Source organism: Pseudomonas migulae NBRC 103157, assembly GCF_002091715.1.
In the GTDB taxonomy this organism is placed as follows: domain Bacteria; phylum Pseudomonadota; class Gammaproteobacteria; order Pseudomonadales; family Pseudomonadaceae; genus Aquipseudomonas; species Aquipseudomonas migulae_A.
In genome coordinates, this window is the sequence record NZ_BDAG01000038.1 from 54,982 (window position 1) to 68,038 (window position 13,057).

General features: G+C 58.4%; 16 protein-coding genes, 1 tRNA gene and 1 pseudogene. 9 read left to right on the top strand and 9 right to left on the bottom strand.

Annotated elements, in window-relative coordinates; genetic code table 11:
- Nucleotides 1-60: 60 nt before the first annotated feature.
- On the bottom strand, nucleotides 61-534 hold the full coding sequence (locus PMI01S_RS24220; RefSeq protein ID WP_084322666.1) for a peroxiredoxin: 474 nt from the start codon (nucleotides 532-534) through the stop codon (nucleotides 61-63).
- Between the two features lie 10 nt (nucleotides 535-544).
- Nucleotides 545-1,105 (bottom strand): glycine cleavage system transcriptional repressor, encoded by a 561-nt coding sequence (locus PMI01S_RS24225; protein ID WP_084322667.1) that lies wholly within the window; start codon nucleotides 1,103-1,105, stop codon nucleotides 545-547.
- Between the two features lie 328 nt (nucleotides 1,106-1,433).
- On the opposite strand from PMI01S_RS24225, the gene dapA reads away from it, so the two are divergent.
- From dapA to PMI01S_RS24255, 5 genes are all read left to right on the top strand, one after another.
- Nucleotides 1,434-2,312, top strand: a complete 879-nt coding sequence (gene dapA / locus PMI01S_RS24235) for a 4-hydroxy-tetrahydrodipicolinate synthase (RefSeq protein ID WP_084322668.1) — start codon at nucleotides 1,434-1,436, stop codon at nucleotides 2,310-2,312.
- 17 nt (nucleotides 2,313-2,329) lie between these two features.
- Nucleotides 2,330-3,445, top strand: coding sequence for an NlpB/DapX family lipoprotein (gene bamC, locus PMI01S_RS24240; protein ID WP_084322669.1), 1,116 nt, complete (start codon nucleotides 2,330-2,332; stop codon nucleotides 3,443-3,445).
- Between the two features lie 4 nt (nucleotides 3,446-3,449).
- A complete protein-coding gene (locus PMI01S_RS24245) occupies nucleotides 3,450-4,208 on the top strand; it encodes an MBL fold metallo-hydrolase (RefSeq protein ID WP_008034928.1) in 759 nt (252 codons plus the stop codon).
- Between the two features lie 28 nt (nucleotides 4,209-4,236).
- Complete coding sequence (purC, locus tag PMI01S_RS24250) at nucleotides 4,237-4,950, top strand: phosphoribosylaminoimidazolesuccinocarboxamide synthase (protein WP_084322670.1); 714 nt, start codon at nucleotides 4,237-4,239, stop codon at nucleotides 4,948-4,950.
- A gap of 83 nt (nucleotides 4,951-5,033) precedes the next feature.
- Nucleotides 5,034-5,123, top strand: a tRNA-Ser gene (locus PMI01S_RS24255).
- A 95-nt stretch (nucleotides 5,124-5,218) separates the two neighbouring features.
- On the opposite strand, the gene PMI01S_RS24260 is transcribed toward PMI01S_RS24255, so the two are convergent.
- A complete protein-coding gene (locus tag PMI01S_RS24260; RefSeq protein ID WP_017336977.1) occupies nucleotides 5,219-5,503 on the bottom strand; it encodes a DUF3077 domain-containing protein in 285 nt (94 codons plus the stop codon).
- 645 nt (nucleotides 5,504-6,148) lie between these two features.
- Nucleotides 6,149-6,355: a hypothetical protein gene (locus PMI01S_RS24270; RefSeq protein WP_017336978.1), complete on the bottom strand. Its 207-nt coding sequence runs from the start codon at nucleotides 6,353-6,355 to the stop codon at nucleotides 6,149-6,151.
- Nucleotides 6,356-6,746: 391 nt separating this feature from the next.
- On the opposite strand from PMI01S_RS24270, the gene PMI01S_RS24275 reads away from it, so the two are divergent.
- Nucleotides 6,747-7,079, top strand: a complete 333-nt coding sequence (locus PMI01S_RS24275; protein ID WP_084322672.1) for a hypothetical protein — start codon at nucleotides 6,747-6,749, stop codon at nucleotides 7,077-7,079.
- 7 nt (nucleotides 7,080-7,086) lie between these two features.
- On the opposite strand, the pseudogene PMI01S_RS24280 reads toward PMI01S_RS24275, so the two are convergent.
- Together PMI01S_RS24280 and PMI01S_RS24285 are read right to left on the bottom strand one after the other, a co-directional pair.
- A pseudogene (locus PMI01S_RS24280) lies at nucleotides 7,087-7,188 on the bottom strand (cupin domain-containing protein); the annotation flags it as partial.
- 98 nt (nucleotides 7,189-7,286) lie between these two features.
- A complete protein-coding gene (locus tag PMI01S_RS24285) occupies nucleotides 7,287-7,589 on the bottom strand; it encodes a hypothetical protein (protein ID WP_307641741.1) in 303 nt (100 codons plus the stop codon).
- Between the two features lie 469 nt (nucleotides 7,590-8,058).
- Here PMI01S_RS24285 and PMI01S_RS24290 point away from each other — a divergent pair, with 469 nt between their 5' ends.
- The 3 genes from PMI01S_RS24290 (at nucleotide 8,059) to PMI01S_RS24300 (ending at nucleotide 9,746) form a co-directional block, all read left to right on the top strand.
- Nucleotides 8,059-8,250: a YegP family protein gene (locus PMI01S_RS24290; RefSeq protein WP_084322674.1), complete on the top strand. Its 192-nt coding sequence runs from the start codon at nucleotides 8,059-8,061 to the stop codon at nucleotides 8,248-8,250.
- A 146-nt stretch (nucleotides 8,251-8,396) separates the two neighbouring features.
- Nucleotides 8,397-9,323, top strand: a complete 927-nt coding sequence (locus tag PMI01S_RS24295; protein WP_084322675.1) for a LysR substrate-binding domain-containing protein — start codon at nucleotides 8,397-8,399, stop codon at nucleotides 9,321-9,323.
- A 57-nt stretch (nucleotides 9,324-9,380) separates the two neighbouring features.
- Complete coding sequence (locus PMI01S_RS24300; RefSeq protein ID WP_084322676.1) at nucleotides 9,381-9,746, top strand: 5-carboxymethyl-2-hydroxymuconate Delta-isomerase; 366 nt, start codon at nucleotides 9,381-9,383, stop codon at nucleotides 9,744-9,746.
- Between the two features lie 3 nt (nucleotides 9,747-9,749).
- Here the strand turns inward: PMI01S_RS24300 and PMI01S_RS24305 are convergent, their stop codons facing one another.
- The 3 genes from PMI01S_RS24305 to PMI01S_RS24315 all read right to left on the bottom strand — a co-directional run bounded on the left by PMI01S_RS24305 (nucleotide 9,750) and on the right by PMI01S_RS24315 (nucleotide 12,940).
- Nucleotides 9,750-10,685 carry a LysR family transcriptional regulator gene (locus PMI01S_RS24305; protein WP_084322677.1) on the bottom strand — a complete coding sequence of 312 codons (936 nt, stop codon included), beginning with the start codon at nucleotides 10,683-10,685 and terminating at the stop codon, nucleotides 9,750-9,752.
- A gap of 131 nt (nucleotides 10,686-10,816) precedes the next feature.
- On the bottom strand, nucleotides 10,817-11,734 hold the full coding sequence (locus PMI01S_RS24310) for a DMT family transporter (protein WP_084322678.1): 918 nt from the start codon (nucleotides 11,732-11,734) through the stop codon (nucleotides 10,817-10,819).
- Between the two features lie 15 nt (nucleotides 11,735-11,749).
- Nucleotides 11,750-12,940: a cyanate transporter gene (locus PMI01S_RS24315; protein ID WP_084322679.1), complete on the bottom strand. Its 1,191-nt coding sequence runs from the start codon at nucleotides 12,938-12,940 to the stop codon at nucleotides 11,750-11,752.
- Between the last annotated feature and the right edge of the window lie 117 nt (nucleotides 12,941-13,057).

Below are 13,057 nucleotides of genomic sequence, written 5' to 3' on the forward strand. Positions count from 1 at the left end.
TCGGTTGAATGTGGAAGCGGGCTCGCTCGCGAAAGCGCCAGAACAGGCGCCAAATATCTATCAGGCCTTGTTCAGCGCCTGTGCCGCCGCCAAAACAGCATCCACATGCCCCGGCACCTTCACGCCACGCCATTCCTGCCGCAACACACCCTCCTTATCAATCAGGAATGTGCTGCGATCAACACCCATGTATTCCTTGCCATAAAGCTTCTTCAGCTTGATCACATCAAACAGCTGGCACAGCGCTTCTTCCTTGTCGCTGATCAGCTCGAAGGTGAACGCTTGCTTGGCCTTGAAGTTTTCGTGAGATTTCAGGCTGTCACGCGACACGCCAAAGACCTCAGTGTTAGCCGCTTTAAAGGCGTCCAGCTGATCGCGAAAGCCTTGGCCCTGGGTCGTGCAACCCGGCGTGCTGTCCTTCGGATAGAAGTAGATCACCACTTGCTTGCCTTTGAGGCTCGCGAGGCTGACGGTCTGCCCGCTGGTGGCGGGGGCTTCGAAGTCGGCAACCGGTTGGTCGATGGCAACGGCCATGAAAGCTTCCTTACATTGGGTTTTGTGGGCGCCACGGTTCGATCAGCGCATCCAGGTTCAGCGCGTCGGCGAAATCCAGGAACTGATCGCGCAGCCAGCTGATCTGCACACCGGCCGGCAAGGTCACGGTAAACGTGGCATTGAGCATGGTGCCGCCGGTTTGCGGCGCCTGATACGTGTCGCAGGTCAGGTTTTCCAGCTCGACGTTGTGGTCCATGAAGAACTGGCACAGCTCGTTGATGATGTCCGAGCGATACGCCGAGCTGACGTAGGCGACGTACGGCAGGGCTTGAGGGCGATTCTCCAGCGCCGCACTGCGCACCACGTTGACCGTGAAGGCGTGCTTCTTGGCGAGGGTCGGCAGGCTGCCTTCGAGGCGCGCCAGGGCGTCCCAGCTGCCTGAGACCTCGAGGACCAACGCACTGCACTCGCCATGTCGGGTCAGGCGAGAGGTGACCACGGCGCAACGGTTTTCATGGCTGGCGCGGCACAGGACGTTAGTCAGCTCCATGGGGTTGGCGCCGAGGGCACTGATGACAAGGAATTGTTCGCGAACTGTGGGGGTGGACATGCAGCATTCCTAAAGCGATGAGCGGTCGATACTTCTACGGGCTTTTTTTGCCGGGGGCGAGCCTGCGGATGCGAATTCAGAAAACCCGGGCCGAAGGTTGCAACGTGCTCCATCAAGGCAGGAGCGAAGGGTGGCAACGCTGGATCGGGGCTTGTGATGCCGAAAATGGAGGCTGAAACCCGGCGTACGAGCATGTCAGTACCGATCAAAGTCTGAAGGGTAGCGAAAAGCAGCGCCAAGGGGAATGGCAGCAGCGCAGTACTTCGCTTGTACAAGCATCTTGGCGCCAGTACCATTACGGCTCTCTTTTTCCGGCAGGAGCGGTTGCATGATTGCGGGCAGTATGGTGGCACTGGTCACACCCATGGATGCACAAGGTCGTCTCGACTGGGACAGCCTGAGCAAACTGGTGGACTTTCACCTGCAGAACGGCACCCACGCGATCGTGGCGGTCGGCACTACAGGCGAATCGGCCACCCTTGACGTGAACGAGCACATCGAAGTGATTCGTTACGTGGTGAAGCAGGTGGCAGGGCGCATTCCGGTGATCGCCGGTACCGGCGCCAACTCGACGCGCGAAGCCATCGAGCTGACCACCAATGCGAAGACCGCCGGCGCCGATGCCTGCCTGCTGGTGACGCCGTATTACAACAAGCCGACCCAGGAAGGCTTGTACCAGCACTTCAAGGCCATCGCCGAAGCAGTCGACATCCCGCAGATCCTTTATAACGTGCCTGGCCGCACGGCATGCGACATGCTGGCCGAGACCGTTATCCGTCTGTCGACCGTGAAAAACATCATCGGTATCAAGGAAGCCACCGGCGACCTCGATCGTGCCAAAGCCATCCTCGACGGCGTCAGCAAAGACTTCCTGGTGCTTTCCGGTGACGACGCCACCGCGGTCGAGCTGATGCTGCTCGGCGGCAAAGGCAACATCTCGGTGACTGCCAACGTTGCCCCGCGAGACATGGCCGACCTGTGCAACGCTGCTTTGAAAGGCGATGCCGTCACAGCCCGCGCGATCCATGAAAAGCTGATGCCGCTCAATAAAACCCTGTTTATCGAATCCAACCCTATTCCCGTGAAATGGGCGCTGCATGAAATGGGCTTGATGCCGGACGGTATCCGTCTGCCGCTCACCTGGCTCAGTGCTGCCTGTCACGAACCGCTGCGGCAGGCCATGCGCCAGTCCGGCGTCCTGGTTTAATTGAGGAAGCACTACGCATGAAGCGATTGGCCGGACTTTCCGCACTTGCCTTGATTATCTCCAGCACCAGTGGCTGTGGATGGGTCTGGGGCCCGGAAGGTTATTTCCGTGACCGTGGTAGCGATTACCTGGAAGCGCAACAGACTGCACCGATGCAATTGCCACCGGACGTCAGCACCTCCAAACACCTGGACCCGCTGCTGCCGATCCCGCGCAACGTGGCTGATGACACCGTCAAGGGCGAATACATCGTGCCGCGTCCGCAGCCGCTGTCCGCCGCTGCCGATGCCAGTGCCTACTCGCTGCAGAAGACCGGTGACTCGCGCTGGATCGTCGCTCAGAACCCGCCGGCCGAAGTCTGGCCAGTGGCTGTGCAGTTCTTCCAGGACAACGGTTTCCGTCTGGATGAACAGCGTCCGCAAACCGGCGAGTTCACCACCACCTGGCAGCATTCCGACGAACTGTCCGCAGCGATGGCCAAGCGCCTGAGCGCAGCCGGTGTCGGCGCTGACAGCGAAACCCGTGTGCGCGTGCGCATCGAGCCGGGCGTGCAGCGCAACACCAGTGAAGTCTACGTGGTAAGCGCCGAACGTCCTGCCGGCAGCACCGCCGATGTGGCCTTCACCAACCGTTCGGTCAACACCGGCCTGGACGCGGCACTGGTCGACGACATGCTCGCGAGCATGAGCCGCATCTCGGAGAAGGGCGGTTCGGTCTCCATGCTGGCATCGCGTGATTTCGATACGCCAAGTCGCGTCAGCCTGAGCGAAGACGGCAGCGGCAACCCGGTTCTGAACGTCGGCAACGACCTGGACCGTGCCTGGTCGAGCGTCGGTCGTGCGCTGGAGCAGGGCGAATGGCGCGTTGAAGACATCAACCGCAGCCTGGGCCTGTACTACATCAACCTGTCTGAAAAAGCCGAGAAGAAAGACGAGAAGCCCGGTTTCCTCAGCGGCCTGTTCGGCAGTGCGCCGAGCAAGGAAGAAGTTGAAGCCCGCGCCGAGCGTTATCAGGTTCGCCTGAGCAAGGTGGGCGATACCGTTCAGGTCACCGTCGAGAAAAACATCAACACCGTGGCGCCGGCTGACGTGGCGCGCAAAGTGTTGAGCGTGATTCAGGACAACCTGGGCTGATCACATGCGTTTTGCCGTTCTCGGCAGCGGTAGCCAAGGGAACGGCACGCTGATAGCCAGCGCTGACACGTATGTGCTGGTGGATTGTGGTTTCTCCCTGCGGGAAACCGAAAAACGCTTACTGCGCCTGGGTGTGAACCCGGCGCAACTGAGCGCGATACTCGTGACCCACGAACATGCCGACCACGTGCATGGCGTGGGTTTGCTGTCTCGGCGCTACAATCTGCCTGTCTACCTCAGTCGCGGCACCCTGCGCGGGATGCGCAAGCCGATTGAACCGGCCGGCCTTCTGGCCGGCGGCGAGCAACTGCAGATCGGCGCACTGAGCATCGGCGTCATTGCCGTGGCCCACGATGCACAGGAACCGACGCAATATGTGTTCAGTGACGGTGAGCGGCGCTTCGGCCTGTTGACCGACCTGGGTTCATACTGCAACAAAGTGCTGGACGGCTATCGGGATCTCGATGCGTTGATGATCGAGGCCAACCATTGCCGTGACATGCTGGCTCGCGGTCACTACCCGTACTTTCTCAAGCAGCGGGTGGGCGGTGAATTGGGACATTTGAACAACCACCAGGCGGCATTCCTGGTGTCCGAGTTGGGCTGGCAAGGCCTGCAACACCTGGTCCTGGCCCATCTGAGCAGCAAGAACAACCTGCCGCAGCTGGCCCGGCAATGTTTTGTCGACACCCTCGGGTGCGACCCGGACTGGCTGCAACTGGCCGATCAAGATTCAGGGCTCGACTGGCGACACATCGCCTAGCCCACCTACTTAGCAAGCGGAGCCCATCATGGAAAAACGTGAAGAACTCTACCGCGGCAAAGCCAAATCGGTTTTCAAGACCGACGACGCTGACCGCTTGATCCTGCTGTTTCGCAACGACACCTCGGCGTTCGACGGCAAGCGCATCGAGCAGCTCGACCGCAAAGGCATGGTGAACAACAAGTTCAACGCCTTCATCATGCAGAAACTCGAAGCAGCCGGCGTGCCGACTCAATTCGACAAACTGCTGGGCGACAACGAATGCCTGGTGAAAAAACTCGACATGATCCCGGTCGAGTGCGTCGTGCGTAACTACGCCGCCGGCAGCCTGGTCAAGCGCCTGGGCGTCGAAGAAGGCATGAAGCTCAACCCTTACACCTTCGAGCTGTTCCTGAAGGACGACGCCAAGGGCGACCCGTTCATCAACGAATCCCACGTCGTGGCCTTCGGTTGGGGCACCGCCGAGCAACTGGTTCGCATGAAAGTACTGTCGCTCAAGGTCAACGAAGTCCTGAGCAAACTGTTCGACGACGCCGGCCTGCTGCTGGTCGACTTCAAACTTGAATTCGGCGTGTTCTCCGACGGCTCCATCGTTCTGGGCGACGAGTTCAGCCCGGACGGCTGCCGTCTGTGGGACAAGGCCACCGGCAAGAAAATGGACAAGGACCGCTTCCGTCAGGGCCTCGGTGACGTCATCGAAGCCTACGAAGAAGTCGCCAATCGTCTGGGCGTACCGCTTTAATCGACGCAAGCATCTGATAGCACAGAAATATTTCGCTCAGGGGGTTCGCTTCCGGCAAAAGTGTTGTTATGATGCGCGCCGTTGGAGAGATGCCAGAGTGGCCGAATGGGACGGATTCGAAATCCGTTGTACCTTCACCGGTACCTAGGGTTCGAATCCCTATCTCTCCGCCATTACATAGAAAAAGCCCCGTAGCTGAACAAGCTACGGGGCTTTTTCGTTTCTGTAGATTTTTCAGGGCGTTTTTAGGGACGTCTACACGTACGTATCAGGCGTCGGTATTCACCGGTGGCCACCTCGTCAGCACCTTGTGTACATCATCCACGACGGCCTTGCTCATGGCGGTCAGGTAATGCGCTGCCCAAGCATGTCTGTCTGTGTCCTTGGCGTAAGCCGCATCGACAGTCAACAGCTTGGCCAGGTACAGAAGGTCAGATGCTTGCGCCAAGGCTTTCCCGACAGGTACGCCGGAATTTACGCGGAATAACGGCTGGTTGGAGCAATAGTGGAATGGTGTGAGACCAATGGTCGTCAGCTCGGGTTTGTCGCTCATTTGTCACCTCCTTCAATGAGGCGGCGGGTGAGGTCGAGCGGTGAGGTTTTATACGACTTGGAATTGTGTTGAGGGGAATGACTGCTTTTGTGCGTATTTGAAGTATCCATGTCTAGCTCCGTGACGTGAGGAGCTGCCATTTCGTTACCAAGCGAATGGGTGGCAGCTGTGCGCAGGTTGGTAAACCGGGAGTCACGGAGACCGGCACGCTCGAAAGCGTCCCGCGCACAACCGCCATAACACAAGTTTTCAGGCGTACAAACACCAAGAAAATGTGAAGGGGGCGCTGTTGCGCAACTCGTCGGGTTACCAAGCCCGATCACTGGAATTCCAGCGACGTCTTGAGAGTATCCCGCTGAAACTGACGTCATCAAGGCGCTAACTTACTGAAACACGCAGCAGAAGCACGTTCGTACGCAACTCCCGGATTTTGCCTACAACTGCGCCGAGAGTCACCCCGATATTCTTATGGCCTTACAAAAAACAGCTGAATCCTGAATGTGAAAACGCCGCTTCCCTGTGTCTAGAAAGGCGGCGTTTTTTTACTTTTTTTGAGGGTTGAGCTCGATCATCGGCACAGCCCTGCACGGGCGCGGCGCTCGGGCTTTCCTTGAACAAGCAGGAATTATCCCGTGAACGTGAATCTTACGGCTGCGAGTGACCCAGTTTCCTTTTGATCAGCTCATAGACGTCTTTGTGGGTGGAGTTATGCAGGGTTTTGTCCTTGCAGGCCGATGCCAGGAACGTTTTGACCTCTTCCTTTGCATGAGGGTAAAGACCTGCGACGTAGTCGGCTTCATGGGGCTGGGTGCAGTTGAAGTGTGTGTCGTCTTTTGCTTTATCTCTAGCCATTGCAGAGGCTCCTTTTGAGTTCGCATGATTGTCGATGGTCAGGGCCTTTTTGCCCCGCACGGCGCAGAGCTTAGGGGCTAAGCGTGATGCCGCCAGGGGCTTGGACAAATCAGGAAGGGGCTGTCAGACGATGCCGGAGTCTGCCGCAGGATTAAACAAAAAATCCCTGCAAGCTTAAATCTGCAGGGATTCTGGCTGACCATCTCATCAAGCCCCATAGCTGATTAAGCTACGGGGCTTTTTCGTTTCCGGCGTTTTGTTTTGGGGGAATTTTGGGGGAAGAACGCGGCCATCGCGTCGAGGAACACAGCAATGCAACACGGCATTCCGTGAACCAAGCTCATTGTCTATCCTGCAATACAGAGCAACTGATCGAATGACAGGTGATGTCATGAACAGATGGCGGCGTCTTTGGTTGTCTGTGAAGCTGATAGCAGCCGCTGCGGCCTGTGTGGCTGTGGCTGTTCAGGCTTTTCAATACATGCTGGAAAGCCAGGACGCCGTGCAAATTCATCCTTTGAGCATTTTGGTGGTCGGGCTGATCTTTGGCTTTATCAGCTATGGATTGCTTTCGCTGATTGAAAGAGGTGTACAGCGGCTTTTAGCCCGTTCTGACACTGTCGCCCCCGAACCTCGGGCAGAGCTTGAGAGTGATGTGGAGCTGGTCGCAGATCAACCGCTGACCCTGCAAGCTGATGCCTCGACTCATCAGAAAAATCTGTGAACGGACCTCAAAACGAAGGCGGCGTAATCACCCAAGTCACCACCGCATCCACATCCTCGGGATTCCCGTAACGATGCGGCTCCTGACTGGAAAAACTGAAACTGTCCCCCCTCACTCTGCTGCAATCGGCTGGACGTTACATAGAAAAGCCCCGTAGATGAAAATCTGCGGGGCTTTTTGGTTCTCGGAGGAGTGAGGGGTTAACGCTTAGTTGCGAATACGATGTTCCGTAAACGCGTAGTCCTCTTGGCAGTCGGCGGTAGGATCTGTGACGGTGTTTACGTAGTGAATGGAGTTCCCATCCAGTATTTTGTACTCATAGATTTCCGGAGTCCGGACACCGTCCGTTTTCATTTCATTCTTGCCATTCGCCGCAGACCAGGAACCTCGCTCGGTTTGAATGGGTTGGGTCCGTTGCGCGTCTCGGAAGAAGGTGATCGAGAAGCGACCATTGGGCTCGAAATTCGTATTCCAGGACAGGAACTGGCATTTGCCGTGTTCTTCGCGCATTCCTTGCCATGAGCCTACGAGGGATGGGTCCGTGGAGGGACTGTTCGACGTACATGCACTGAGTGCTGTGGTCAGAATGATGAGAGTAAACGTGATGCCCCGGTGCATGTACAACTCCATTTGATGATTCAGAAAACTGCATTCTACTGAGCGGATTTCCAGGGAACTCCGGACGCGAAGACAGCTGTTTGGTCGTGCTTGGATTCTACGGAAGGAACACCGTCAGCGGCGTTGCTGCGTCGGATTCGGTCGCCTCCCGGCGTAAGAAAGATATACCGATTCACGAGAAAAGTTACTTGCCTGAGTCAGTCTGTTTACTCACCCCCGAATCCATTTGCCGGCCTGAACATTCAAGGTTTTCCTTGGAAATATCCCCTGACACTGAAACTCCCCACCGCAAAACATCCTCATCTACTCTGGTTTCGCAGGGCACGGACCTGCGGTTATCAGCCATCGCAAGGAGCGAAAAATGTATTTTGAGATTTACAGGCAAACCCGCGGCACCCTCCAGACTGGCAAAGGTCAATGGCGGTGGCGCTTGAGGGCGGGGAACCATGAAACGATTGCCAGCGGCGAGGCGTACATCAACAAGGCGGATTGCGCGCATGCCATCAGCCTGATCAAGGGGACTCACGATCACACCCCGGTGAAGGAAATCTGAACCCCAAGTGGTGAAGCTGCTCAGTGAGGGCAGCTTCTTTGCAGGCAACCTTGCGCTCGGATCAAACGCAGACTGCTTGAGTCGCATAGACGCCGCTTGCGACAGCTACCTAAACTGTCGGCAGATTTGGGGACTGGGGGCATTGGATGAATCGCAACGAACTTCGCAAGGCGGATATCAACCTGATGGTGGTGTTCGAAACCTTGATGCTTGAACGCAACGTCACCCGGGTGGCGGAGAAGTTGTTTCTCGGGCAGCCAACCATCAGTTCGGCGCTCAACCGCTTGCGCACGATGTTCAACGATCCGCTGTTCATTCGCGTCGGTCATCGCATGGAGCCGACCGCCAGGGCCGAGGAGCTGATTCAGTACCTGTCGCCAGCGCTGGATTCGCTGTCGGTGGCCCTGAGCCTGACCCGTGATTTCGACCCTGCCAGCAGCACCATGACCTTCCGCATCGGGCTGTCGGACGATGTCGAATTTGGCCTTCTGCCACCGTTGTTGCGTGCCCTGCGCCAGGAAGCGCCGAAGGTGGTTTTTGTGGTGCAGCATGTGGATTACTGGCGGATTCCCGATTTATTGGCGTCCGGCGATATCACCGTGGGTATCAGCCAGACCCGCGGTCTTCCGGCCAATGCCAAGCGCAAATTGCTGCGGCACATCCAGCCCAGCATCTTGCGCGCCGATGCGTCCGCCACGCCGCTGACCCTCGATGAATATTGTTCGCGTCCTCACGTGCTGGTGTCCCACACCGCCAATGTCAGTGGCTACGCCGATGAGTGGCTGGCGGAGATTGGTCGCACACGCCAGGTGGTTTTATCCGTGCCGCAATACAGCTCGTTGCCAGCCTTGCTGGCCGGAACCGATCTGATCGCCAGCCTGCCGGATTACGCCGCCGAGGCGATGGCGGCGTCCGGCCAGCTGTTCACGGAGCCCTTTCCGTTCAAGACCCCGACTCTGGACCTGTCCATGGTCTGGCTCAGCCACGTCGACACCGACCCTGCCGAACGCTGGCTGCGCTCGCGACTGGAGGCGTTCATGAGTGAGCGCTTCGAGTCGCCGCCGCTCCAGTGAACAGGGCAACTCTGTGATATACGTACGACCTTTGCGCCAATCTCAAGGAGCCACGTCATGCCCCACCTGCACATGGAATACACCGCCAACCTGCCCGGGCTGAATGCCGATTTGGCCCTGATCCGGCTGAACAATTCGCTGGTGGCTTCCGGTCAGTTTGCTGCCGAATACGACATCAAGAGTCGCGCGGTAAAGGTCGAGACGTTCAAGGTCGGCACGGCATTGGCTGAGCGGGCGTTCGTGCATGTGAAGCTGGCGTTGTTGAGTGGTCGCTCGCCAGCGATCAAAAAACAGTTGGCCGAAAGCCTGCTGGCTGTGGTGCAGGAACTGTGTGAGTGGCCAACGGGCGTGGAAGTCCAGTTGGCCGTGGAAATCCTCGACATCGATCGAGAGTCCTACAGCAAAGTCGCCATCAACAACTGAGTCTCAGGTCATTTCCTGCTCGGTGCAGGCCTGCACCACTTGCTCACGCAACCAGGCATTGGCGCAGTCTTCATCGGCACTTTGACTCCACTGCATGTCGAGGGTGAACCCCGGCAGACCGTTGGGCGCTTCGCAGTGATTGAAGATGGCCTCGCTGGCCAGCAACTGCTGGATGCGCCGGGGCAGGGTGACGATGAAGTCGGTGCCGGTGATCATTTTCAGCGCCGCGCTGTAGCTGTTGGATCGCGCGACGATCTGCCGTTTTTGCGCTTGCTGCGCCAACCAGCCGTCGACCATGTTGGTGTTGGACGTCCAGGGTGTCGGAAACACATGACGGCGTTCGGTAAAGGCTTGCAGGCTTAAACGCGGCTCCAGCGGTGTGGCGCGTTTATCGAAGACACAGACCAGATCATCTTCCAGCAGCATCCGGGATTTGAAGTCGGTGTGATTGCGATGAAAGTTCGGGCCGAAGCCAATCACCAGGTCGAGGCTGCCGTCGCGCAGTTCCTCGGCCGGGATGTCGGTTTCGAACTTGTGCATGTTGACCAGCACTGGCCAGTCGGCGAAATCGAAACGTTTCAACAGGCGCGGCAGGATCAGTTGCTCGAAGTATTCCGGTGCGCAAATGTTGAAGGTGACCGGTTGCAAGCTGGGGTCGAACGTCGGTGCACCGGCGTGACAGAGGTTGATGCTTTCCAGAATTTTCAGCACGTGGGCGTACATGGTGCTGGCTTTGTAGGTGGGCCGCATACCGGCGCGGGTATTGATGAACAACTCGTCTTCGAAACCGGTGCGCAGCTTTTTCAGGCAATAACTGACGGTCGACTGGCTGACGCAGAGTGTTTCGGACACGCCGGTGACGCTGCTTTGTTCGTACACGGCGATAAACACCATGAGGTCTTGCATGTCGAGTTTTCTAAGCAAGTTACTGTTCAGCATCCATTCGTCTCGCTGTGATCCGTGCGCTGATTGAGCGCAAACTCGTGCGAACGATCCTAACGGAACGATGGTGCCAGGAGAATGGCTTGTAGGAAGTTTCGCCAATAGTTGTGAGGCAGTGCCGGCGACCTTCAGCGCTGAACAGAGGCGGGCAGGGTGCGGCGGCTGGACATCAACAGCGCCAGCATGCCGATGCCGACGAGCACTGCACCGATGATTTCCAGCGGCAGCGGCGACTGACGCCACCAGAGCCAATGAAACAGTGTGATGCACAGCGTGCTCAGGTAAATGTAGGAAATGACCGACGACGGGGCGATGACGCCGATGGCCCGGTGCAGCAGCCAGAAGGTCGCCAGTGTGGCGAACAGCGCCAGGTAGATAAGCCAAACGAAGTCGTTCACTGTCAGCAAGGACGCCGATCGCCAGCCTCCGCTGAAGCCACAGAACGCCAGCAGGAACAGCGCGCCGAACAGCATGTTCCAGAAGGTCATGCCCACCGGGCCGCGACCTTTGAGGCTGCCGGCCTTGAGCCGCTGGCTCAAGGGAGAGTAGAGCGCCATCGCCAGGCAACCGGTCCCATACACCGACACCGCATAGAGCGAAGGCAACTCGCCTGGCCCCGCACCTTTGAGCACCAGCAATACCGCGCCGGCAGCCGCCATCAGCATGGGAACGACGCGTTGCCGCAGGCGGCTGTCGGGCATCAACACGGCTTCGAAAAACAGGGTCAGCAGTGGCACCAGAGTGAACATTGTCCCGGTGTTGACGGCGGAGGTGTAGCGCAGCGCCTCGAACAATGAGCCGAAGTACACCGCCAGCAACAAGCCGAGTACGGCATGGCCGAGCAGACCGTTGCGGGTCATGGCGAGGTCGCCCTTGAACAGCAGCAACGGCAAAAACACCAGGGCGCAAAACAGCAGGCGTAAACCGGTCAGCAAGACCGGGTCGATGGCCTGGCTGACCTGCGCCGCCGCGGAAAACGAAGCGGCAATTAACAGGGCCCAGAGCAGCATGCCGAGGTGAGCGGTGGCGAAACCGGCGTGTTTCATGATGTCCGTTCCGGGTCAGTGAATGTGACGGGCGTAGTGCCGTGGGTTAAAGCGCAGGGCCATCAGCAGCATCAGCGCCATGACGCCCGTAAGCGACCACCAGGCCCATTCGAAACTGCCGAGTTGATCGCGGATCATCCCGGCAATCAGTGGCGAGAGACCGGCGATCAGGTAGCCGATGCCTTGAACGAAGGCGGTCAATGCGCCCGCACGTTGTGGATTGTCCAGGTGATCCAGCGACACGATCAGGCTCATGGGGAACAATCCGCCGATGCCCAGCCCCAGCAGGCACGGCCACAACAGACTCAGGTGTTGCGGGCTGAGGATCAGCCCGCAGAAACCGGCCATGATCAGCGCCAGCAACACCATCAGCACCAGGCGTCGGTCACGGCTGCGGTTGGCGATCGCCGGCGTCAGCAGGCCCGACAACACCTCCATGGCCGTCAGAAAACCCAGCAACAAACCAGCGTTTTGTTCGCTCCAGCCTTTTTCCACGTAGTACGGCGCCAGCCAGGCCAGCACACAGGTGTAGGACGCCGTGCCCAGACCAAAGAAGATCGCGAGTAACCAGGCGCGGGAATTGGCGAAGAACGAACCGTTTCGCTGCGCTTGAGCGGCCGGTATCGGTATCGGTACTCCCGAGCGTTGGGCTAGCCAGAACAACAACGCCAGCAGCGCCAGCACCGCCCAGATCGCCAGGCCCATTCGCCAACTGCCGGTACGCGTCATCACCAGCGGCGCGAAGGACGCGGCAATCGCTGCGCCACCCATGATCGACGTGACGTACAAGCCCATGCACACGGAGACGTTGTCACTGAAACGGGACTTGATCAGCGCGGGCATCAGTGCCTGGATCAGCGCAATACCGACGCCTGCCAGCACGGCACTGAGGATCAGTTCGGCCGCGGAGTCGAGGAGCAGGCGTGACACCGTCGCCAGGCCGATGATCAGCAACGACACCACTACCGTGCGTTGTTCGCCGAGCCATCGGCTGACGCTGAGGCCGAAGAACATCGCCAGTCCCATGGCCATCACCGGCAGCATGGTCAGCAGCGAGGCCAGGCTGTAACTCAACGGGATATCGCCGCGAATGGCCGACAGCAAAGGGCCGACCGCCGCCATGGAGGGGCGCAGGTTCAGGGCGACGAGAATGATGCTGACCATCAGCCAGAGGGCAGGGCGGGAAGTGGCGCGGACGTTTTCCATCGATGGAACCTTGAATGACAAGGGCCTGATTAGGCGCGCGAGCCCTGGTGGCCGCAAATCAGAAAGTCCGGGGCAGTATTTAAAAATCAAATACCTCTGCTACGACACAGAACAAAT

Bases quoted from the DNA above. Each gene is read 5' to 3' on its own strand.
- PMI01S_RS24285 (WP_307641741.1), bottom strand. From the start codon at position 7,589: ATGCGCGAAGAACACGGCAAATGCCAGTTCCTGTCCTGGAATACGAAT.
- PMI01S_RS24260 (WP_017336977.1), bottom strand. From the start codon at position 5,503: ATGAGCGACAAACCCGAGCTGACGACCATTGGTCTCACACCATTCCAC.
- PMI01S_RS24245 (WP_008034928.1), top strand. From the start codon at position 3,450: ATGCGTTTTGCCGTTCTCGGCAGCGGTAGCCAAGGGAACGGCACGCTG.
- PMI01S_RS24300 (WP_084322676.1), top strand. From the start codon at position 9,381: ATGCCCCACCTGCACATGGAATACACCGCCAACCTGCCCGGGCTGAAT.
- PMI01S_RS24315 (WP_084322679.1), bottom strand. From the start codon at position 12,940: ATGGAAAACGTCCGCGCCACTTCCCGCCCTGCCCTCTGGCTGATGGTC.
- bamC (WP_084322669.1), top strand. From the start codon at position 2,330: ATGAAGCGATTGGCCGGACTTTCCGCACTTGCCTTGATTATCTCCAGC.
- PMI01S_RS24295 (WP_084322675.1), top strand. From the start codon at position 8,397: ATGAATCGCAACGAACTTCGCAAGGCGGATATCAACCTGATGGTGGTG.
- PMI01S_RS24310 (WP_084322678.1), bottom strand. From the start codon at position 11,734: ATGAAACACGCCGGTTTCGCCACCGCTCACCTCGGCATGCTGCTCTGG.
- PMI01S_RS24275 (WP_084322672.1), top strand. From the start codon at position 6,747: ATGAACAGATGGCGGCGTCTTTGGTTGTCTGTGAAGCTGATAGCAGCC.
- PMI01S_RS24220 (WP_084322666.1), bottom strand. From the start codon at position 534: ATGGCCGTTGCCATCGACCAACCGGTTGCCGACTTCGAAGCCCCCGCC.
- PMI01S_RS24305 (WP_084322677.1), bottom strand. From the start codon at position 10,685: ATGCTGAACAGTAACTTGCTTAGAAAACTCGACATGCAAGACCTCATG.
- dapA (WP_084322668.1), top strand. From the start codon at position 1,434: ATGATTGCGGGCAGTATGGTGGCACTGGTCACACCCATGGATGCACAA.
- purC (WP_084322670.1), top strand. From the start codon at position 4,237: ATGGAAAAACGTGAAGAACTCTACCGCGGCAAAGCCAAATCGGTTTTC.
- PMI01S_RS24270 (WP_017336978.1), bottom strand. From the start codon at position 6,355: ATGGCTAGAGATAAAGCAAAAGACGACACACACTTCAACTGCACCCAG.
- PMI01S_RS24225 (WP_084322667.1), bottom strand. From the start codon at position 1,105: ATGTCCACCCCCACAGTTCGCGAACAATTCCTTGTCATCAGTGCCCTC.
- PMI01S_RS24290 (WP_084322674.1), top strand. From the start codon at position 8,059: ATGTATTTTGAGATTTACAGGCAAACCCGCGGCACCCTCCAGACTGGC.